This is a genomic window from Nocardioides sp. Z38_18 (genome assembly GCF_058215695.1).
This window is the reverse complement of sequence record NZ_JBZAJE010000002.1, coordinates 1,169,038-1,187,387: the sequence shown is the minus strand read 5'-3', so window position 1 is coordinate 1,187,387 and position 18,350 is coordinate 1,169,038. Positions and strand designations below refer to the sequence as shown.

At 71.3% G+C, this 18,350-nt stretch carries 16 protein-coding genes; 6 read left to right on the top strand and 10 right to left on the bottom strand.

The genetic code is table 11. The features are described from left to right. Positions 1 to 122: 122 nt before the first annotated feature. The gene (locus AC4BGC_RS16845) at positions 123 to 950 is read left to right on the top strand and encodes a formate/nitrite transporter family protein (RefSeq protein ID WP_490556768.1); all 828 of its coding nucleotides are present in this window, start codon (positions 123 to 125) and stop codon (positions 948 to 950) included. A gap of 123 nt (positions 951 to 1,073) precedes the next feature. On the opposite strand, the gene AC4BGC_RS16840 is transcribed toward AC4BGC_RS16845, so the two are convergent. The 4 genes from AC4BGC_RS16840 to glgX form a co-directional block, all read right to left on the bottom strand. Beyond that, a complete protein-coding gene (locus tag AC4BGC_RS16840) occupies positions 1,074 to 1,889 on the bottom strand; it encodes a M15 family metallopeptidase (RefSeq protein ID WP_490556766.1) in 816 nt (271 codons plus the stop codon). A gap of 110 nt (positions 1,890 to 1,999) precedes the next feature. Beyond that, a complete protein-coding gene (gene treZ, locus AC4BGC_RS16835) occupies positions 2,000 to 3,760 on the bottom strand; it encodes a malto-oligosyltrehalose trehalohydrolase (RefSeq protein WP_490556765.1) in 1,761 nt (586 codons plus the stop codon). Then, entirely contained in the window at positions 3,760 to 6,228 is a 2,469-nt protein-coding gene (gene treY / locus AC4BGC_RS16830) for a malto-oligosyltrehalose synthase (protein ID WP_490556764.1), read from the bottom strand. Before treY ends, treZ begins: the two co-directional genes overlap by 1 nt. Next, complete coding sequence (glgX, locus tag AC4BGC_RS16825; RefSeq protein ID WP_490556762.1) at positions 6,225 to 8,420, bottom strand: glycogen debranching protein GlgX; 2,196 nt, start codon at positions 8,418 to 8,420, stop codon at positions 6,225 to 6,227. Before glgX ends, treY begins: the two co-directional genes overlap by 4 nt. A gap of 130 nt (positions 8,421 to 8,550) precedes the next feature. Here glgX and AC4BGC_RS16820 point away from each other — a divergent pair, with 130 nt between their 5' ends. After that, the gene (locus AC4BGC_RS16820; RefSeq protein ID WP_490556760.1) at positions 8,551 to 9,696 is read left to right on the top strand and encodes an acyl-CoA dehydrogenase family protein; all 1,146 of its coding nucleotides are present in this window, start codon (positions 8,551 to 8,553) and stop codon (positions 9,694 to 9,696) included. A 54-nt stretch (positions 9,697 to 9,750) separates the two neighbouring features. On the opposite strand, the gene AC4BGC_RS16815 is transcribed toward AC4BGC_RS16820, so the two are convergent. Further along, complete coding sequence (locus AC4BGC_RS16815; protein WP_490556759.1) at positions 9,751 to 10,263, bottom strand: hypothetical protein; 513 nt, start codon at positions 10,261 to 10,263, stop codon at positions 9,751 to 9,753. Between the two features lie 128 nt (positions 10,264 to 10,391). On the opposite strand from AC4BGC_RS16815, the gene thpR reads away from it, so the two are divergent. Further along, complete coding sequence (gene thpR / locus AC4BGC_RS16810; protein WP_490556758.1) at positions 10,392 to 11,015, top strand: RNA 2',3'-cyclic phosphodiesterase; 624 nt, start codon at positions 10,392 to 10,394, stop codon at positions 11,013 to 11,015. Here thpR and AC4BGC_RS16805 read toward each other — a convergent pair. Continuing rightward, the gene (locus AC4BGC_RS16805; protein WP_490556756.1) at positions 10,954 to 12,303 is read right to left on the bottom strand and encodes a cryptochrome/photolyase family protein; all 1,350 of its coding nucleotides are present in this window, start codon (positions 12,301 to 12,303) and stop codon (positions 10,954 to 10,956) included. The two genes, thpR and AC4BGC_RS16805, sit on opposite strands and share 62 nt — an antisense overlap. 79 nt (positions 12,304 to 12,382) lie before the next feature. Between AC4BGC_RS16805 and AC4BGC_RS16800 the strand changes: the two genes are divergently transcribed. Then, positions 12,383 to 13,129: a CPBP family intramembrane glutamic endopeptidase gene (locus tag AC4BGC_RS16800; RefSeq protein ID WP_490556755.1), complete on the top strand. Its 747-nt coding sequence runs from the start codon at positions 12,383 to 12,385 to the stop codon at positions 13,127 to 13,129. Between the two features lie 9 nt (positions 13,130 to 13,138). Here AC4BGC_RS16800 and AC4BGC_RS16795 read toward each other — a convergent pair whose 3' ends face one another. Next, a complete protein-coding gene (locus tag AC4BGC_RS16795) occupies positions 13,139 to 14,020 on the bottom strand; it encodes an NAD(P)H-binding protein (RefSeq protein WP_490556754.1) in 882 nt (293 codons plus the stop codon). Between the two features lie 95 nt (positions 14,021 to 14,115). On the opposite strand from AC4BGC_RS16795, the gene AC4BGC_RS16790 reads away from it, so the two are divergent. Further along, positions 14,116 to 14,745 carry an ACT domain-containing protein gene (locus AC4BGC_RS16790; protein WP_490547297.1) on the top strand — a complete coding sequence of 210 codons (630 nt, stop codon included), beginning with the start codon at positions 14,116 to 14,118 and terminating at the stop codon, positions 14,743 to 14,745. A gap of 54 nt (positions 14,746 to 14,799) precedes the next feature. On the opposite strand, the gene AC4BGC_RS16785 is transcribed toward AC4BGC_RS16790, so the two are convergent. After that, positions 14,800 to 15,243, bottom strand: a complete 444-nt coding sequence (locus AC4BGC_RS16785; protein ID WP_490556753.1) for a nitroreductase family deazaflavin-dependent oxidoreductase — start codon at positions 15,241 to 15,243, stop codon at positions 14,800 to 14,802. A gap of 55 nt (positions 15,244 to 15,298) precedes the next feature. Here AC4BGC_RS16785 and AC4BGC_RS16780 point away from each other — a divergent pair, with 55 nt between their 5' ends. Beyond that, on the top strand, positions 15,299 to 16,216 hold the full coding sequence (locus tag AC4BGC_RS16780) for a 1,4-dihydroxy-2-naphthoyl-CoA synthase (RefSeq protein WP_490547299.1): 918 nt from the start codon (positions 15,299 to 15,301) through the stop codon (positions 16,214 to 16,216). Positions 16,217 to 16,238: 22 nt separating this feature from the next. On the opposite strand, the gene AC4BGC_RS16775 is transcribed toward AC4BGC_RS16780, so the two are convergent. Continuing rightward, on the bottom strand, positions 16,239 to 17,096 hold the full coding sequence (locus tag AC4BGC_RS16775; RefSeq protein ID WP_490556752.1) for a sugar phosphate isomerase/epimerase family protein: 858 nt from the start codon (positions 17,094 to 17,096) through the stop codon (positions 16,239 to 16,241). Beyond that, on the bottom strand, positions 17,093 to 18,295 hold the full coding sequence (locus AC4BGC_RS16770; protein WP_490556751.1) for an MFS transporter: 1,203 nt from the start codon (positions 18,293 to 18,295) through the stop codon (positions 17,093 to 17,095). Before AC4BGC_RS16770 ends, AC4BGC_RS16775 begins: the two co-directional genes overlap by 4 nt. Positions 18,296 to 18,350: the final 55 nt, after the last annotated feature.

Here is an 18,350-nt window from a genome sequence, read left to right as displayed (position 1 = left end):
AGGTTATGAACCCGATCTGCCTCTTCACACAGCTCACGCCGTGTGTGAAGAGGCAGTTTGCTGTGTGAGGAGCGGGGCACAGTCCGTCTCGCGCCCGATCCCCTCGACCAGGAGACACCCACATGAGCCAGCCCTCAGGAGACTCGGGAGACGTTGCTCCGCCGAAGGGCGCGAGGGAGGAACCCGAGCTCGAGGAGACCTACGACCGGCTGGTCGAGGAGGGCCACGAGCGGCTGGACCGGCCGCTGCTCCCGCTGCTGAGCACCGGCTTCCTCGGCGGCATCGACGTGGGGATCGGGGTCCTGGCCTATCTCGTGGTCAAGGCCGAGACCGGCAACCCGCTGCTTGCGTCGCTCGCCTTCACCATCGGTTTCGTGGGCCTGCTGCTGTCCAAGAGCGAGCTGTTCACCGAGAACTTCCTGGTGCCGGTCATCTCGGTGGTCGCCAAGGTCGGCACGCTCGCCCAGCTGATCCGCCTGTGGGTGGTCACGCTCGCGGCGAACCTCGTCGGCGGCTTCGTGATGGCCGCGATGATCGTGGTGGCCCTGCCGCAGGTACAGGAGGTCGCGCTCGAGTCGGGCGCTCACTTCGCCCACCTCGGGGTCTCGTGGAAGTCCTTCTTCCTCGCGGTGCTCGGCGGCCTGGTGATCACGCTGCTCACCCGGATGCAGACGGCGACCGACAGTCTGGGCGTCAAGCTGGTGCCCGCGGTGCTGTTCTCGTTCGTGCTCGTTGCCGGCCAGCTCTTCCACTCGGTGCTCGACTCGATCCTGATGTTCGCTGGCCTGCTCACGGGCAAGGCCGACTACGACTGGCTCGACTGGCTCGGCGCCCTCGGGTGGTCCACCTTCGGCAACCTGATCGGCGGGCTCGTGCTCGTCACCGGGGTCCGGCTGCTCCGGGTGCCGCACCGCGTCGCGGAGAGTCGCGAGCAGGGTCAGACCGGGTGAGCAGCGGTACGCCGTACGCCTGACCTCACACAGGAAACTGCCTCTTCGCACACCGCGTGACGTGTGTGAAGAGGCAGTTTGGGTTCATCACCTGGGAAACCGGACCGGGTACGCCGCCCCGCGTCACCGGCCGTTCGCGGAGAAGTGCTGGTAGTCCTTCAGGGAGTTCCAGGCGCCGCCCCACTGCCAGCCGATGTCGGCGAACGCGCGCACGACGGGGTCGCCGGCCGTGACCATGCCGGGGCGGACCCACCCGCGGTCGAGGTAGGACGACGCGAGCTCGGGCAGCACCACGTCGCCCTTCTCGTAGGGGTTCTGGAACGGGTTGAGGTCGATGGCCAGGCCGTAGGCGTGCTGGGAGTACGACGACCCGCCCGTCGTCGGCCGACAGGCGAGAGCGCCGGTGTTGTTGCCGTCGCCGGTCGGCGGGGCGTCCAGCTCGTCGCGGCGGGTGACCCGCAGCTCCTCGATCGGGAACTGCATGGCGTAGAGCCGGCGGAACACCCCGACCAGGTCGGTGGCCGCGGGAGTCGTGATCCGGGAGGCGAACCCGCGACCGGGCAGCGCCGGGAGCTGGTCGGGCAGGGTGAACCGCCGCTGCACCAGCTCGGCAGGGGTACGCCGCACCTCGCCGTACCCGCCCGCGGTGCGGGGCAGCACCCGCTTGCCCAGCCAGGGGGGCGGTGCGCCGCCGAGAACGGGTCGTCCGCTCAGCGCGGGCCCGCTCGGGCTCGGGGTCGCGCTGGGGGTCGCGCTGGGCCGTGTGCTGGGCGGTGCGCTCGGGGCGGGTTGCGTGGCCGTCACCGAGGGCTGGGCGCCGGGCTTCGCCTGGACGGGCTCCTTCTCGCCGGTCGAGCCGCAGGCGACGAGGATCAGGAGCACCGGGGCCAGCACCGCCGTACGCCGCAGCCGGTGGAGTCTGCCTCGATCACGGTCCATGCGGCTGACTCTAGGAGTCTTCACACAGGAAACTGCCTCTTCACACAGGGCGTGAGGTGTGTGAAGAGGCAGTTCGGGTTCATCACCTGGGAAACCGGACCACCGGACCCTCAGCCCAGCAGGGCCCCGGCGTGCGGCGGCAGGTGCAGCTTGCCGTCGGTGAGGGTGGGGGCGCTCGGGGTGCGGAACACCAGGTCCAGGTCGGGGCCGACGGCGAGCTCGGCCGGCTGGTCGCCGAAGTTCACCGCCATCAGGACCCGGGTCTCGCCGGTGCCGCGCTGCATCGTGAACACCCGGGCGTCCTCGTCGGCGGTGCAGGACACCGACCCGAAGGCGGGGTCGGTGAGCGCCGGGAGGGAGCGGCGCAGCTCGGCCAGCCGCTGGTAGGCGGCGAGCACGGTGGCGTGCCGCCCGGTCGCGAGCTCGTCCCAGTCGAGCTTGGAGCGGTGGAAGGTCTCCGGGTCCTGGGGATCGGGTACGACGGCCGGGTCCCAGCCCATCGCCGCGAACTCCCTGATCCGGCCCTCCGCCGTGGCCTTGCCCAGCTCCGGCTCGGGGTGGGAGGTGAAGAACTGGAACGGTGTGGAGGCCGCCCACTCCTCGCCCTGGAACAGCATCGGGGTGAACGGACCGGCCAGGGTGAGCATCGCGGCGCAGACCAGCTGGTCGTCGTCGAGGTGTTCAGAGAGCCGGTCGCCGACGGCGCGGTTGCCGATCTGGTCGTGGTTCTGGTTGGCCACCACGAGCCGCCAGGTCGGCATCGTCGCGGTGTCGATCGGCGCGCCGTGGTCGCGGCCGCGGAAGCTGGAGAAGGTGCCGTCGTGGAAGAACCCGCGCTCGCACACCTTCGCGAGCGCGCCCAGTGGCTCGAAGTCGGCGTAGTAGCCGCTCGTCTCGCCGGTGAGCGCGACGTGCACCGCGTGGTGGAAGTCGTCGCTCCACTGCGCGTCGATGCCGGTGCCGCCCGCCTCACGGGGGGTCACCATTCGGGCGTCGTTGAGGTCGGACTCCGCGATCAGCGTCAACGGTCGGCGCAAATGCGCGGAAAGTGCGGCCACCTCGACCGCCATCTCCTCGAGCAGGTGCACCTCGGAGTCGTCGGAGAGCGCGTGCACCGCGTCGAGGCGCAGGCCGTCGACGTGGAAGTCGGTGAACCACATCGCGATGCTGTCGAGGATGTAGCGGCGTACCTCCGCGGACCCCTCACCGTCGAGGTTGACCAGCGATCCCCAGGTGTTCGCGCCCTCGGTCTTCAGGTAGGGCCCGAACATCGGCAGGTAGTTGCCCGACGGGCCGAGGTGGTTGTGCACCACGTCCTGGACCACGCCGAGGCCGGCGGCGTGGGCGGCGTCGACGAAGCGCTGGTACGCCGCCGGCCCTCCGTAGCTCTCGTCGACCGCGGACCACAGCACTCCGTCATAGCCCCAGTTGTGGGTGCCGTTGAACGCGTTCACCGGGAGCAGCTCGACCAGGTCGACGCCGAGCGCGACCAGGTGGTCCAGCCGCTCGATCGCCGCGTCGAGGGTGCCCTCGGGCGTGAACGTGCCCAGGTGCAGCTCGTAGATCACCGAGCCGGCCAGCTGGCGCCCGGTCCACGCGGTGTCGGCCCATTCGTGGGCACCGGCGTCGAAGGTCCGCGACCGGTCGTGCACCCCGTTGGGCTGGCGCCGTGCGCGGGGGTCGGGCAGCGGCGTCTCGTTGTCGTCGACCAGGTAGCCGTAGTCCACCTCTGTCAATCCGGGGCCCGACGGCGCCGGCCCGGCCGGGGTCCACCAGTCGTCGTCGCCGCGGGTCATCTCCACCACGTCGTCGCCGACGCTGAGCCGGAGTCGCTGGGGCCGGGGGGCCCACACGTCGAAGCGTCCGCGCATCAGTCCTCCTTCACCAGCAGGGCCACCGGCAGCTCGGCCAGCAGGTCGGCCACACGTACCTCGCCGGCGACCGGCGCCAGGTCGGCGCCGAGCAGGTTGGTCCAGTCGCCCGCGGGCAGCGGGATCGTGGTGTCGCCCCAGCCACCGAGCTCGGCCAGCCCGACCGGCAGCCGGGTGACCACGGTGACCGCTCCGCCGCGGTCGAAGGCCAGCACGTGCTCGGACGCGGAGCCACTCGCCACGAGTGGGCGGTAGCCGGTGAACAGCTCCGGCTGGTCGCGGCGCAGCTGCAGCGCCTCGTGGGTGACCAGCAGCTTGGCCAGCCCTTCGTCGTCGACGGTCATCGGCCGGCTCACGGCCAGCTCGCCCGCCTCGAGGCCACCGAGCAGGTCGGCGCGCTGGTCGAAGTCCACCGGCCGCCGGTTGTCCGGGTCGACCAGGCTCTGCTCCCACAGCTCGCTGCCCTGGTAGACGTCGCACACCCCCGGGGCGGTGATCGCCACCAGCTTGGCGGCGAGCGCGTTGCTCCACCCCGCGGCCGCGACCCGGTCCGCCAGCTGGGTGAGCACGGCGTTGGTCCGGGTGTCGTCGAGGACCGCGTCCACCGCGGCGTGCACGGCTTCCTCGTACGCCGCGTCGGGCTCGGTCCACGTGGTGTTGTCGCCGGCCTCGCGCATCGCCTTCTCGGCGTACCCGTGCAGCCGCTCGCGCAGGTCCGCAGGGAGCTCGCCGTCCACGGAGGCGGGCCAGGCGCCGAGCACGGCCTGCCACAGGAGTGCGGCGAAGCCGGCGTCGGGCAGCGGGACCAGGGCGAGGAGGGCGTCGAGTGCGTCGGCCCACGCGTCGGGGAGCTCGGCGAGGGCGGTGATCCGCGCGCGGACGTCCTCGCCGCGCTTGGTGTCGTGGGTGGACAGCGTGGTCATCGCGTGCGGCCACTCGCGCTGCCGGGTCGCCATCGCGTCGTGGAACTGTTCGGGGGTCACCGAGAAGACGCTGGGGTCGGCGCCGACCTCGTTGAGCGAGGTCAGCCGCGAGCTGCGGTAGAACGCGCAGTCCTCGACGCCCTTGGCCATCACCATCCCGCTGGTCTGCTGGAACCGGCGCGCCGCGGGTGCCTCCGGGTCGCCGAGGACCGGGGCGAGCTCGTCGAGGGTGGCGGCCAGGTCGGGCCTGGTACGCCGCGCCGCGCTCAGCGCCTCCTCGAGGTGCTCGCGTCCCTCGGGAAGGTAGGAGCGGTAGACCCCGAAGCACGCCAGCAGCTCGGCCACGGCGTCCTCGAGCGAGGACACGTCGGCGGTCAGCGCCGGCAGCTCGCGGACGATGCGGCGGGTCTCGGAGCGCAGGATGCCGTCGGCGACCTCGCGCTTGCGGTCGTGCACCATCGCCTGCCAGTCCAGGGGGGCGCCGCGCAGCCGGGTCTCCAGGGCGTCCAGCGGCTTCTCGCCGGAGGGGTCGGTGAGCACCCGGTCGAGCAGGGCGAGCACGTCGTACCCGGTGGTGCCGTCGGTCGCCCACGAGGTGGGCAGCTCCTCGCCGGGCTCCAGGATCTTCTCCACCAGCACGTAGGCGCCGCCGGTGAGCTCGGCGAGGTCGTCGAGGTAGGCCTTGGGGTCGCGCAGCCCATCGGGGTGATCCACCCGGAGGCCGTCGACGAGGCCCTCGGTGAACCAGCGGCGGATCTCGGCGTGGGTGGCGTCGAAGACGGCACGGTCCTCGACGCGTACGCCGGCCAGGGTGTTCACCGCGAAGAAGCGGCGGTAGTTCAGCTCGGCGTCCGCACGGCGCCAGCCCACCAGCTCGTAGTGCTGCCGGTCGTGGACCGTGTTGGCGTCCGCCCCGTCGTCGGCCCCGTCGTCGGCCCCGTCGTCGGCCCAGTCATCGGCAGAGCCGGGAGCCAGGGGATAGCGGTTGTCGTGGTAGCGCAGCTCGGGCTCCGCGCCCGAGGTGTCCACGGTCAGGTTCTCGATGCGCCCGTCGGGGCCGAGGTCGTCGTCGCCGACCACCGGCACGCGCAGTCGCCCGCCGCCGAAGTCCCAGTCGATGTCGAACGCGTCCGCGTGCGGGGACTCGCGGCCCAGCCGCAGCACGTCCCACCACCAGGCGTTCTCGGCCGGGGTCGCCACCCCGACGTGGTTGGGGACGATGTCGACGAGCACCCCGAGGCCGAGGCGGCGGGCCTCGGCGGAGAGCGCGGCCAACCCGGCCGCACCCCCGCGGGACTCGTCGATCCCCTCGAAGCCGACCACGTCGTACCCGTGGTTGCTGCCGGGCTCCGCGGAGAGCAGCGGCGAGAGGTAGACCCAGTCCGCGCCGAGGTCACGCAGGTAGGCCAGTCGCCGGGTCGCCTCGAAGAGGTCGAAGTCGGCGCTGATCTGCAGGCGGTAGGTGCTGGCGGGGACCCGCTTCCGCTTCGGTGACGGGCCGGGTGGACCAGGGCTGTCCTGCGGCGGGGGTACTGGGTGACTCACTGCGATCCTCCGTTGTAGCCGGCGAGCGAGGCCGCGACCGAGTGGTCGATCTCCTGTTCGGGCTCGCGGTGCTCGCGGAGCACGACCGTCGACCGGTGCTGCAGCACCAGTCGCTCGCCGGGGGCGTAGGACCGATCGTCGTCGGCCACGCCACCGGTGTCGATGATCACGTCCCAGCCGGCGGAGTACTCCTGCGGCGGAAGGGTCACCTCGATCTGGTCACCGACGTTGAAGTACAGCAGGAAGTGGTCGTCGACGATCCGGTTGCCGCGGGCGTCGCGCCCGGCGATGCCGTGGCCGTTGAGGTACATCCCCAGCGTCCGGCCGCCACCGTCGTCGTAGGGGCCGTCCCAGTCGCCGTTCTCCATCGCGCGGCCCTCGGGGTGCAGCCAGACGATGTCGTCGAGGCGTTCGCCGCTGCGCACCGCCGTACCGGTGAAGAACTGCTTGCGCCGGAAGGTGGGGTGCTCCTTGCGCAGCCCCATCAGGGCGGCCGTGAACTCGGTCAGCGGCCGGTCGGCCTGGTCCCAGTGCACCCAGGAGATCTCGGAGTCCTGGGCGTAGGTGTTGTTGTTGCCGTTCTGGGTGCGGCCCATCTCGTCGCCGTGCAGCAGCATCGGCACGCCCTGGCTGAGCAGCAGCGTGGCGAGCAGGTTCCGCTGCTCGCGCGCACGCAGCGCCTGGATCTCGGGGTCGTCGGTGGGTCCCTCCGCGCCGTGGTTCCAGGACCGGTTGTGGCTCTCGCCGTCGTTGTTGTCCTCGCCGTTGGCCTCGTTGTGCTTCTCGTTGTAGGAGACGAGGTCGCGCAGTGTGAAGCCGTCGTGGGCGGTGACGAAGTTGATGCTGGCGAACGGGCGCCGCCCGGAGTTCTCGTAGAAGTCCGAGGACCCGGCCAGTCGCGAGGCGAAGGCGCCCAGCGAGGGCTCGCCGCGCCAGAAGTCGCGGACCACGTCGCGGTAGTCGCCGTTCCACTCGGTCCACTGCGGCGGGAAGTTGCCGACCTGGTAGCCGCCCGGGCCGACGTCCCACGGCTCCGCGATCAGCTTGACCTGGCTCACGACCGGGTCCTGCTGGACGAGCTCGAAGAACGTCGCCAGCCGGTCCACCTCGTAGAACTCGCGCGCCAGCGTGGAGGCGAGGTCGAAGCGGAACCCGTCGACGTGCATCTCGGTGACCCAGTAGCGCAGCGAGTCCATGATCAGCTGCAGGGAGTGCGGGTGCCGGACGTTGAGGGAGTTCCCGGTGCCCGTGTAGTCCATGTAGTACTGCGGGTCGTCCTCGACGAGGCGGTAGTAGGCCTGGTTGTCGATCCCCTTGAAGCTCAGCGTCGGACCGAGGTGGTTGCCCTCGGCCGTGTGGTTGTAGACCACGTCGAGGATGACCTCGATGCCGGCGGCGTGCATCGCCTTGACCATCGACTTGAACTCCTGGACCTGCAGGCCGAGCTGGTTGGGCTCGCTCGCGCTGCTGGCGTACGCCGCGTGCGGGGCCAGGAACGCCAGGGTGTTGTAGCCCCAGTAGTTGCGCAGGCCCTTCTCGAGCAGGGTGTTGTCCTGGACGAACTGGTGCACCGGCATCAGCTCGATCGCGGTCACCCCGAGCTTGGTCAGGTGCTCGGTGACCGCGGGATGGGCCAGTCCGGCGTACGTCCCGCGCAGCTCCTCGGGCACGTCGGGGTGCAGCTGGGTCAGGCCCTTGACGTGGGCCTCGTAGATGATCGTCTCGTTGTAGGGGATGTCCAGCGTGCGGTCGCCCTCCCAGTCGAAGAACGGGTTGATCACCACACCGTGGGTCATGTGGGCCGCGGAGTCGGCGTCGTTGCGGGAGTCCGGGTCGCCGAACTCGTAGCCGAACAGGGACTGGTCCCAGTCGATCTCCCCGGCGGTCGCCTTGGCGTAGGGGTCCAGCAGCAGCTTGTTGGGGTTGCACCGCAGGCCTCTGGAGGGGTCCCAGGGTCCGTGCACCCGGTAGCCGTAGCGCTGCCCGGGCTGGACGCTGGGCAGGTAGCAGTGCCACACGTAGGCGTCGATCTCGGTGAGCTCGACCCGGGTCTCCTGCATCCCCCCGCGGGGACCCACCTCGAACAGGCACAGCTCGACGCGCTCGGCGACCTCGCTGAACAGGGCGAAGTTGGTCCCGCTGCCGTCGAACGTGGCGCCGAGCGGGTAAGCCTTGCCGGGCCAGATCTCCACGGCTGTTCTCCTTGTGATGGTGAGTTGTTGGAACGATCAAACTACGGGGATATCCATACCCCGCGCGCGGCAGTCCACGCCTGCAGGCGGGGTGTACTCAGCAGTAATGTCCGTCACTAGGATGGGCGGCATGAAGCGCACGCTCTTTGACGACGACCACGACGCCTTCCGCTCCTCCGTCCGCGGGTTCCTCGACCGCGAGGTCACCCCGCAGTGGGAGAAGTACATCGAGAACAAGCAGTTCCCGCGCGAGATGTGGCAGGCCTTCGGCGAGCAGGGTCTCCTCGGCCTCGAGATCCCCGAGCAGTACGGCGGCTCCGCCGCCGGCGACTTCCGCTACAACGCCGTGCTCGCCGAGGAGCTCGCCCGGATCTCGATGGCGCTCGGCTCCTGCCACGGCATCCACGCCGACATCGTCGCGCCGTACCTCGTCGAGCTGACCACCGAGGAGCAGCGCGAGCGCTGGCTGCCCCGCTTCGTCACCGGCGACCTGCTCACCGCGATCGCGATGACCGAGCCCTCCGGCGGCTCCGACCTCGCCGCGCTGAAGACCACCGCGGTCCGCGACGGCGACGACTGGATCCTGAACGGCTCCAAGACGTTCATCACCAACGGCTACTCCGCCGACCTCGTCATCGTGGCCGCCCGCACCTCCCCGGAGAAGAAGGCCAAGGGCATCTCGCTGTTCGCGGTCGAGACCGGCATGGAGGGCTTCAGCCGCGGCCGCAAGCTGGACAAGGTCGGCCAGGACGAGTCCGACACCGCCGAGCTGTTCTTCGAGGACGTCCGGGTGCCGGGCAACAACCTGATCGGCGAGCTCGATCGCGGCTTCATCCACATGATGAACTGGCTGCCGCAGGAGCGGCTCTCCAACGCCGTGGGCAACCTCGCCCAGGCCGCGCAGATCCTCGACGAGACGCTGGTCTACATCAAGGAGCGCAAGGCCTTCGGCCAGCCGATCGGGTCCTTCCAGCACAACAAGTTCCTCGCCGCCGAGCTGGTCACCAAGATCGAGGTCACCCAGGCCTTCGTGGACCAGGCGGTGCTCGCGCACACCCAGGGCAAGCTCACCTCGGTCGACGCCGCGAAGGTGAAGTGGTGGGCCGCGGATATCCAGAACGACGTTCTCGACCACTGCGTCCAGCTCTACGGCGGCTACGGCTACATGAACGAGTACCGCGTCGGCCGCGCCTGGCGCGACGCCCGCGTCTCGAAGATCTGGGCCGGCTCCAACGAGATCATGAAGGAGCTCATCGGCCGCGAGCTCGGCCTCTAGCCACGCTGACCGGGCAGTTCCGTCACGCCGTAACGCGCTGAGCGGGCAATAGCGTCACGCCGTAACGCGCTGACCGGGCAGTTGTGTGCGGTCGGCCCATGCCCGCAGGCGACGGTGCCGGTGCGCGAACAGGGTGCTGACCAAGAGGCGCGCGATGCGACGTACGACGGGACGCTCGGCGAGCACCCGGGGCACGAACGTGAGCCGGTCGCTGACGAGACATTCGTCTGCAGCGAGGGGCCCGACGGTCCGCTCGTGCTCCCAGTGGGAGAGGGCGAGCATGTTCGAGCGTTCATGGAACGAGCGCCCGTCCTCGACGGCGACGAGCACCATGTCGTCGTACTCCACGGGGATCACGCCGAACAGCAGCAGCCAGGCCTTGCCGAGGGGCTGTCCCACCAGCTCACCGGCGTCGCTGATGGTGCGGCCGCGCAGTCGGGGCGGCATCGTCATCGACAGGAGTGGCCGCAGCTCGTCGCGGATGCCGGCGGGCGTGGTCACCCGGTCCCAGACGACAGCAGCGGCTACGGGCACGCGGGATGTCTGCTCGACGATGATCGGCTGCACGAAGGGGATCGTACGGACGTAACTGCCCGGTCGACGCCGTACGGCGTGACGGTTGTGCCCGCTCGGCGCGCTACCGCGAGACGCAATCGCCCGGTCAGCGCGCCACGGCGATGGGGTGGAATGGGGGGATGCAGCGGATGTTCGTGGCGGTGGTGCCTCCCGCGGGGGCGATCGAGGATCTCGAGGAGTTCCTCGCGCCGCGGCAGGAGGCGGCGCCGTTCCGGTGGACCTCCGCGGAGCAGTGGCACCTGACGCTGGCGTTCGCGGCGGGCGTCCCCGACCGGGCGTACGACGAGATGGTGGCCCGGCTCGCGGCGGCCGCTGCCAAGCGGCACCCGGTCACGGCCCGGATCGCCGGGGGAGGGGCGTTCCCCCACGTGGGCCGGGCCAAGGTCCTCTTCGCCGGCATCGAGACCGAGACCGAAGGCGAGGACACAGGCTCCGAGCTCGACCGGATGGCCACCGGGGCCCGGAACGCCCTCACCACGGCCGGGGTCGAGGTCGACGGCCAGCGGTTCCGGCCGCACCTGACGCTCGCCCGGATGGGCCGCCCGGTCGAGGCGACGAACTGGGTCCGCGTGCTGGACACCTACCGGGGGCCGCAGTGGCGCATCGAGGAACTCGCCCTGGTCGCCTCGCACCTGCGGGAGGGCCCGCGTCGCGGCCCGCGGCACGAGGTCGTCGAGACGTTCACGCTCGGCCACGCTGGTAGCGGTCCAGCGCGACCTGACGCTCCTCCGCGTGGTCGATGATCCGCCTCGGGTAGCCCCGCTCGTAGCCGTCCTCTGCGTCCCACGGCGTGTGCACCGCCTTCCCCGCCAGGTGCGCCAGCTCGGGCACCCACCGGCGGACGTAGTCGCCGCTCGGGTCGAACTTGACCCCCTGCGTGATCGGGTTGAACACCCGGAAGTAGGGCGCCGCGTCGGTGCCGGTCCCGGCCACCCACTGCCACCCGTGGTTGTTCGACGCCAGGTCGCCGTCGACGAGGTGGTCCAGGAAGTGCCGGGCACCGACAGGCCACCACACGTGGAGGTCCTTGGTCAGGAAGCTGGCGGTGATCATCCGCACCCGGTTGTGCATCCAGCCCTCGCTGAGCAGCTGCCGCATCCCCGCGTCCACGACCGGGAAGCCGGTCGTCCCCTGCTTCCAGGCCTCGATGGCGTCCTGCGGGTCGTCGTAGGTCAGCCCCGGCACCGGCCTGAGGTCGTTCCACGCCGAGGCGGGCTCGCGGAAGAGCACGTCGGCGTAGAAGTCGCGCCAGGCCAGCTCGCTCTCGAAGGTGCGCGCGCCCTGGCTGCGTGAGGCGGAGGTCTCGGCGAGCAGCTGCCGGGGGTGCACCACGCCGAGCTTGAGGTACGGCGAGAGCCGGGAGGTGTGGTCGGCCCCCGGGTCGTCGCGCTGCTCGGCGTACCCCGCGAGGTCCTGGTCCAGGAAGTCCCGGAACCGCTTCCAGGCGGCGTCCTCGCCCGCGACGGGCATCTGCTCGGGCGCCTCGCGCAGCGCGGCGTCCAGCATCTCCGCGACCCGGGGATCGTCCTCGGCCCGGAGCCAGTGCACGTCGCCCGGCGCGGCCACGGGGTCCTCCCAGCCGTGCGCGCGCCAGGCCCGGCTGTACGGCGTGAACACCCGGTAGGGGTTGCCGGACCCGTTGACCACGCTTCCCGGCGGCACGGCGTACGGCGTCCCGGTGGCCACCCCGGCGACGCCCTCGGGCGGTGCTGCCACGACGGCGTGGTCACGGGCCCGGGCGTAGGGAGTGAACTCGTTCGCGACGTGCACCGACTCGGCGCCGGACTCCCCGACCAGCTCAGGCACCACGGCCGAGGCAGCTCCCAGCCGCACGCACAGCCGTCCGTCCATCGTCTCGTCCAGCGAGCGCAGCGAGGCCGCCAGCCAGGCACGGCGAGCGGGGCCGGCCACCGCCCACAGCCCGGGATCGAGCACGAACACGCCGAGGACGGGCCCGGCGGTGGCCGCCGCCAGCAGGGCAGGGTTGTCCCGCAGCCGCAGGTCGCGCCGGAACCACATCAGCGATGCCATTCCTCCACCCTATGAGCCGGGGTGTGAAACAGGCCACGCCCAGGTTTGGCTGGTCCCGTGCAGGGCTAGCCTCATGCAGATGCGACGCCTCGCCCTCCAGATGCGCCACGTGCTCTGGGACATGACCCCGCGGGACCACCGACAGTCCGAGCGCGACTTCCGGCGCCGGCAGGTGGTCAGCGTCGTGGTCCTGGCGGTGGGAGCGGTCGCGCTGGGGTTCTCGCTGCGGATCGAGCCGGGGAGCCCGTGGTTCTACCCCGCCACCGGCGGTCTCGCCCTGATCTGGGCCGTGGGCGCGTTCGCCTCCGGGCCCCTGCACCTCGGCCGGGTCGGCCAGCCCGCGGCTCCCGACCTCACCGCCCCGAGGCCGTTCGTCCAGCCGGTCCTGGTCGGCGCCGCGCTTGCGGTGGTGTTCGTCCTCGGCGCGTTGGTCGTGCGGGAGATCCCGTGGATGGAGGTGACGGGCGGCCGGTTCGACCTCACCGAGCAGGTGCGCACGATCCTGCGGCACGCCCAGCAGGGGCACGGGGCGATCCTGCTGCTGGTCACGGTGCTCAACGGCATCGCCGAGGAGCTGTTCTTCCGGGGCGCGATGTACGCCGCGATTCGCAAGCACCAGGTCGCGATCACCACCGTGGCCTACACCGTGGCCACGCTCGCCACCGGCAACTTCATGCTCGGGTTCGCGGCGATCCTGCTCGGCTTCGTGGTGGGGCTGCAGCGCCGCGCCACCGGGGGCATCCTGGCGCCGATCATCACCCACCTGGTGTGGTCGGTCTCGATGCTCTACGCGCTGCCCGCGATCTTCCTGGGCCAGCCGACCTGACCGAACGGCTCAGCCGTCCGCGGCGAGCGCGCGGCGAACCGCCTCGCTGTACCCGATCGGCTCGCCCGGCACGATCTCGCGGATCCGCTGCTCGGTGACCAGCACCTCGACCCCCATCGAGTCGATCAGGTTGCGCCCGGTGGTCACGTCGACGTCCGTCACCAGCGCGAGCCAGTACGACGACAGTCGCGGCGTGAGCACCGGGACCTCGAGGATCCTCGAGACGCGCCCGGCGCCGGCCTGGGCAGCGATCTTCAGCATCTCGACGTAGGTGAGCTGGTCGGGGCCGCCGATCTCGTAGATCTGGCCGTACGCCGCCTCCTGCCCGCACACCCCGACGAGGTAGCGGACCACGTCGTCGACCGCGATCGGCTGGGTCTTGGTGCTGGCCCACCGCGGCACCACCATCACCGGGAGGTTCTTGACCAGCTGGCGGGTCAGCTCCCAGGAGATCCCGCCGGCGCCGACCACGACCGCGGCCCGCAGCACGGTGACCGGCACGCCCGCCTCCGCGAGCAGCGACTCCACCTCCCGGCGCGAGCGCAGGTGGGCGGAGAGGTTCTCGTCGGCGCCGAGCCCGCCCATGTAGACGATCTGGCGCACGCCCTGCTCGGCGGCGGCGCTGGCGAACGCGCGCGCCGCCTCGGCGTCCTTGCGCTCGAAGTCCGCGTCGTCGAGCGAGTGGACGAGGTAGTAGGCCACGTCCACGCCCTCCAGCGGCCCCAGCAGCGAGTCCCGGTCGTCGACATTCCCCGCGACCGGGTCACCGGGTCCGTCGTACGCCTCCGGGCGGCGGGTCATCGCGCGTACGTCGTGACCCTCCGCGATCAGGGCGGGGACGAGGCGACGGCCGATGAAGCCGGTGGCGCCCGTGACGAGGATGCGGCTCATCTGCTCACCCTAGACACCGGCCGCACGCGCGTGGGGGCTCGTTTCCGGTGGTGCGACGTCATCGGGGAGAAACACCGGTTGGTTATGGTCAGCACATGTCCTATCTGCTCCGCGTCGAGCTTCCCGACGTCCCGGGCTCGCTGGGGCGCCTCGCCTCGGCGATCGGTTCCGTGGGCGGCAACATCGACGCGATCGAGATCGTGGAGCGGTACGACGGCCGCGCCATCGACGACGTCTTCCTCGCCGCCGAGCAGGGGGTGATGCCCGACAGCATCGTCTCCGCGTGCACCTCGCTCCAGGACGTGCAGGTCCTGTGGATCTCGCACTACGGCGCCGGCTCCAACCTCACCCGGGACCTCGAGGTGGTCGAGGCGATGACCTCCGACCCCGGGGCCGCCTTCGACACGCTCGTGGACCTGCTTCCAGCGACCTTCGTGGTCGACTGGGCGGTCCGGGTGCAGCGGGTGGGCGACGGCGCCAAGATCCTGCACGGGTCCCCGGCGGCACCCTCGGAGATCCCGGACGACCTCCACTGGCCCCTCGACCTGGACCGCGGCCGAAGGATCGAGGTGCCCGAGCGCATCTCGGACCTGCTCCTCGCCGGCTGCTCGATCGAGGCGGACCAGATGATCGTGATGGCGCGCCGCGGTGGCCCCGAGATCCTCGACTCCGAGATCGCCCGCCTGTGCCACCTGGCCGCGCTGGCCTCCTCGATCTCGCGCTGACCGGCCGGCCCGCCCTGTCCTCGGTGAACCCCTTCGGGGCGCACCGAGGCCGGTTCAGTCGGTCGGGGTCAGCTTGAAGACCGGGATCTCGCGATCGGTCTTCTTCTGGTACTCCGCGTAGGTGGGCCAGGTGTCCACGGCGTACTGCCAGAGATCGGCGCGCTCGTCGCCCTCGACGATCTCGGCGCGGTAGGTCTTCTTCACGGCCTTGTCCTGGAGGTCGACCTCCGGGTGGGCCACGAAGTTGTAGTACCACTCCGGGTTGTCGTCGGCGCCGCCCTTGGAGGCGATCGCGACGTAGATGCCGTCGCGCTCCACCCGCATCACCGGGTTCTTGCGCAGGTTGCCCGACTTGGCGCCGCGCGAGGTGATCACCACGATCGGGTAGTCGGTGCCGGGCAGGGTGTCGGCCTCGGCGCCGTCGGTGGCCTCGTAGGTCTCCACCTGGTTGCGGACCCACTCGGACTGGCTGGGGACGTATTCACCTTCAAGACTCATGGCTCTAGAAGACCACGGCGGTGGTGGCGAACGCACCCTCACTAGGGTTCGACCCATGAGTGCCATCGACGGAGTCAGCGAGATCTTCGACCCAGCGGACTGGGACGAGGTCCCCGGTTTCGAGGACCTGACCGACCTCACCTACCACCGCGCCCGCGCCCACGGCACCGTCCGGATCGCCTTCGACCGACCCGACGTGCTGAACGCGTTCAGGCCGCACACGGTCGACGAGCTGCTGCGGGTCCTCGAGCACGCGCGCACGTGGAGCGACGTGGGCTGCGTCCTGCTCACCGGCAACGGGCCGAGCGAGAAGAACGGCAAGTGGGCCTTCTGCACCGGCGGCGACCAGCGGATCCGCGGGCGTGCCGGCTACCAGTACGCGGAAGGGGAGACCGCGGAGACGGTCGACAAGGCCAAGCTCGGCAGGTTGCACATCCTGGAGTGCCAGCGGCTGATCCGGTTCATGCCCAAGGTGGTGATCTGCCTGGTCAACGGCTGGGCCGCCGGCGGCGGTCACTCGCTGCACGTCGTCTCCGACCTGACCCTGGCCAGCGCGGAGCACGGCCGGTTCAAGCAGACCGACGCGGACGTGGGCAGCTTCGACGGGGGGTTCGGCTCGGCGTACCTCGCCCGGCAGGTGGGCCAGAAGTTCGCCCGCGAGATCTTCTTCCTCGGCGAGGAGTACTCCGCCGAGGAGGCCCAGCGCATGGGCGCGGTGAACCGGGTGGTCCCGCACGCCGAGCTGGAGAAGGTCGCCCTGGAGTGGGGCGCCAAGATCAACGGCAAGAGCCCGACGGCCCAGCGGATGCTGAAGTACTCGTTCAACCTGATCGACGACGGCCTGGTCGGCCAGCAGCTGTTCGCCGGCGAGACCACGCGGCTGGCCTACATGACCGACGAGGCCCAGGAGGGCCGCGACCAGTTCCTGGAGAAGCGCGAGCCGGACTGGTCGCCGTACCCCTGGTACTACTGAGCCGCCGCGCGGCCCCGGCGGCTCAGGTGCTGCTCTGGCGGGACTCCGCCCGCAGCCGCACCCAGTCACGCACCGCCCGGTCGAGCAGCCCGGTCACCTCCTGCGCCTGCTGGAACTGCATCACCTCGTACTCCACCGGGGCGGTGTAGCCGGCGGCGTCGAGCTGGTGCAGCAGCCCGCCCACGTCGACAGACCCAAGCCCCAGGTCGGTACGACGAGGGGGAGTGCCGGGCTCGGCGGTCACCCCGCACACCTGGACGACCAGCAGGTCCTCGACCGCGTCCGCCACGGTGGACTCCAGGTCCGCGTCCCACCAGGAGTGGAACAGGTCGAGGGTCAGGCCGGCGCCCGGCAGGCCCGCGATCGCCGCCCGTGCGGCCGAGAGCTGGTTGATGCACCCCTTGTCCGGCAGTCCGAGCGGGTGGATCGGCTCCAGCGAGAGCCGTACGCCGAGGCTCGCTGCGCGGTCGGCCAGCGCCTCGAGGGCGGACTGGGCGGCTCGTCGCGCCTCGCCCACCGTCACGGCCTGCCCGGTCGCGCGCGCGTCGTCGACCCCGCCCGGGATCACGTTCAGCGGCACCTGCAGCTGGCTCGCCCACTCCAGCAGCCGGGAGTCGAGCTCCCGCTGGGCGCGGGCGCGATCGAGGTCGGCGTGCAGGAAGTAGCCGGCGCTGTTCAGCGAGGTGGCCACGAGGTCGTGCGCCGCCAGCAGCGAGCCCACCTGCGCAGGCGTCCGGTCCACGAGTGCACGCGCGGTCAGCCCGATGCCCCCGATGCCGCGCTCGGCGAGCATCGCGCAGAAGCGCTCGAGGCTGCAGTCGTCGGGAGCGGCGTAGAAGCTCACGGCGAGACCGCGCAGCACCGCGTCAGGAGAGGTCACGACTCACCGCCGACGGCCGGGTGCGCCGGTCCGGGCGGCGCCGCGACCGCGCCCGTGGCGGTACGCCGCGCAGTGAGCCCGATGCCGATCGCACCGAGGACCGCGATCACGGCGGTGACCCGCCAGGCCGCGTCGTAGCCGGCCGTCCCGGCGAGGTAGCCGAACACGCTCGGACCCACGACGCCACCGCAGTAGAGGCCGGCCTGCGTGACCCCCGTCGCCGCGGCGGGCGCGCTCGGGTTCGCTCGCACGATCGCCAGCGTGAACACGCCGTTCCACCCCCAGATCCCCAGGTACGACACGACCGCGGCCACGGCCACGAGCGCCGGGTCCGCGGTGACGGAGAGGCCGACCAGGCCGACGGCCCCGACTGCCAGCATCATGCTGACAGCAGGCAGCAGCGGGAAGCTGCGGGCGTCGACCAGGGAGCCCACGGCGACCCGCACGAAGACGCTCGACAGGCTGCCGACCGCCAGCAGGATGCCGGCGCTCGCCGGCGAGAACCCGTCGGAGGCGGTCGCGTCGACGAGGAACGCCGCCAGGGTGTTGGCCGCGAAGGTGCCGAGCGCGGCGCTGAACGCGAGCACGGCGAGGGCGCGCAGCGTCATGTCCGCGCGTCGGCGAGGACCCTGGCGTCGCGTGCGAGCGGGGGTGCTCGAGCGCAGGCCCGGTGTCCGTGCCGCCCACACCCCGAACGCCAGGGGCAGCACGGCACCCGCGAGGAAGGCCCACCGCCACCCCACGGTCAGCCCGGCGAGGGGTACGGCGAGACCGGCCACGACGGTCGCGCCGGGGACGGCTGCCTGCTTGATCCCGAAGGCGATCCCCTGGCGCCGGGCAGGTACCGCCTCGGCGAGAGCGAGGTTCGAGGCGACCTGGCCGATCGCGTTCGCGAGCCCGCCCAGGGCGACCCCGGCTGCGATCCCGACCCAGTGGGTGGCCAGTCCTGCGACCGTCAGGGAGAGCGCACCGGCGAGTGCGCCCAGCGCCATTCCCCGCCCGGATCCGACCCGTTCGACCAGTCGCCCGGCCGAGGGTGAGGCGAGCGCGGAGAGGGCGAAGAAGCCGGATACGCTCACACCCAGAGCGACCTTGCTGAGGGGGACATCAGCACGGACCTGGACCACCAGGGCGCTGAGCAGGTAGACCGGCAGCACTCCCAGAGCGGTGGCAGCGGCGGCGGCAGACACGGCTGCCACGGGGTGCAACGAGCGTGATTCGCGCCGTTTCACGGGGCTCGCACGACCACTCATC

What these genes read in the sequence shown, in the direction of transcription:
- AC4BGC_RS16845 (WP_490556768.1), top strand. Translation starts at nt 123, where the DNA reads ATGAGCCAGCCCTCAGGAGACTCGGGAGACGTTGCTCCGCCGAAGGGC.
- AC4BGC_RS16840 (WP_490556766.1), bottom strand. Translation starts at nt 1,889, where the DNA reads ATGGACCGTGATCGAGGCAGACTCCACCGGCTGCGGCGTACGGCGGTG.
- treZ (WP_490556765.1), bottom strand. Translation starts at nt 3,760, where the DNA reads ATGCGCGGACGCTTCGACGTGTGGGCCCCCCGGCCCCAGCGACTCCGG.
- AC4BGC_RS16820 (WP_490556760.1), top strand. Translation starts at nt 8,551, where the DNA reads ATGAAGCGCACGCTCTTTGACGACGACCACGACGCCTTCCGCTCCTCC.
- thpR (WP_490556758.1), top strand. Translation starts at nt 10,392, where the DNA reads ATGCAGCGGATGTTCGTGGCGGTGGTGCCTCCCGCGGGGGCGATCGAG.
- AC4BGC_RS16805 (WP_490556756.1), bottom strand. Translation starts at nt 12,303, where the DNA reads ATGGCATCGCTGATGTGGTTCCGGCGCGACCTGCGGCTGCGGGACAAC.
- AC4BGC_RS16800 (WP_490556755.1), top strand. Translation starts at nt 12,383, where the DNA reads ATGCGACGCCTCGCCCTCCAGATGCGCCACGTGCTCTGGGACATGACC.
- AC4BGC_RS16795 (WP_490556754.1), bottom strand. Translation starts at nt 14,020, where the DNA reads ATGAGCCGCATCCTCGTCACGGGCGCCACCGGCTTCATCGGCCGTCGC.
- AC4BGC_RS16790 (WP_490547297.1), top strand. Translation starts at nt 14,116, where the DNA reads ATGTCCTATCTGCTCCGCGTCGAGCTTCCCGACGTCCCGGGCTCGCTG.
- AC4BGC_RS16785 (WP_490556753.1), bottom strand. Translation starts at nt 15,243, where the DNA reads ATGAGTCTTGAAGGTGAATACGTCCCCAGCCAGTCCGAGTGGGTCCGC.
- AC4BGC_RS16780 (WP_490547299.1), top strand. Translation starts at nt 15,299, where the DNA reads ATGAGTGCCATCGACGGAGTCAGCGAGATCTTCGACCCAGCGGACTGG.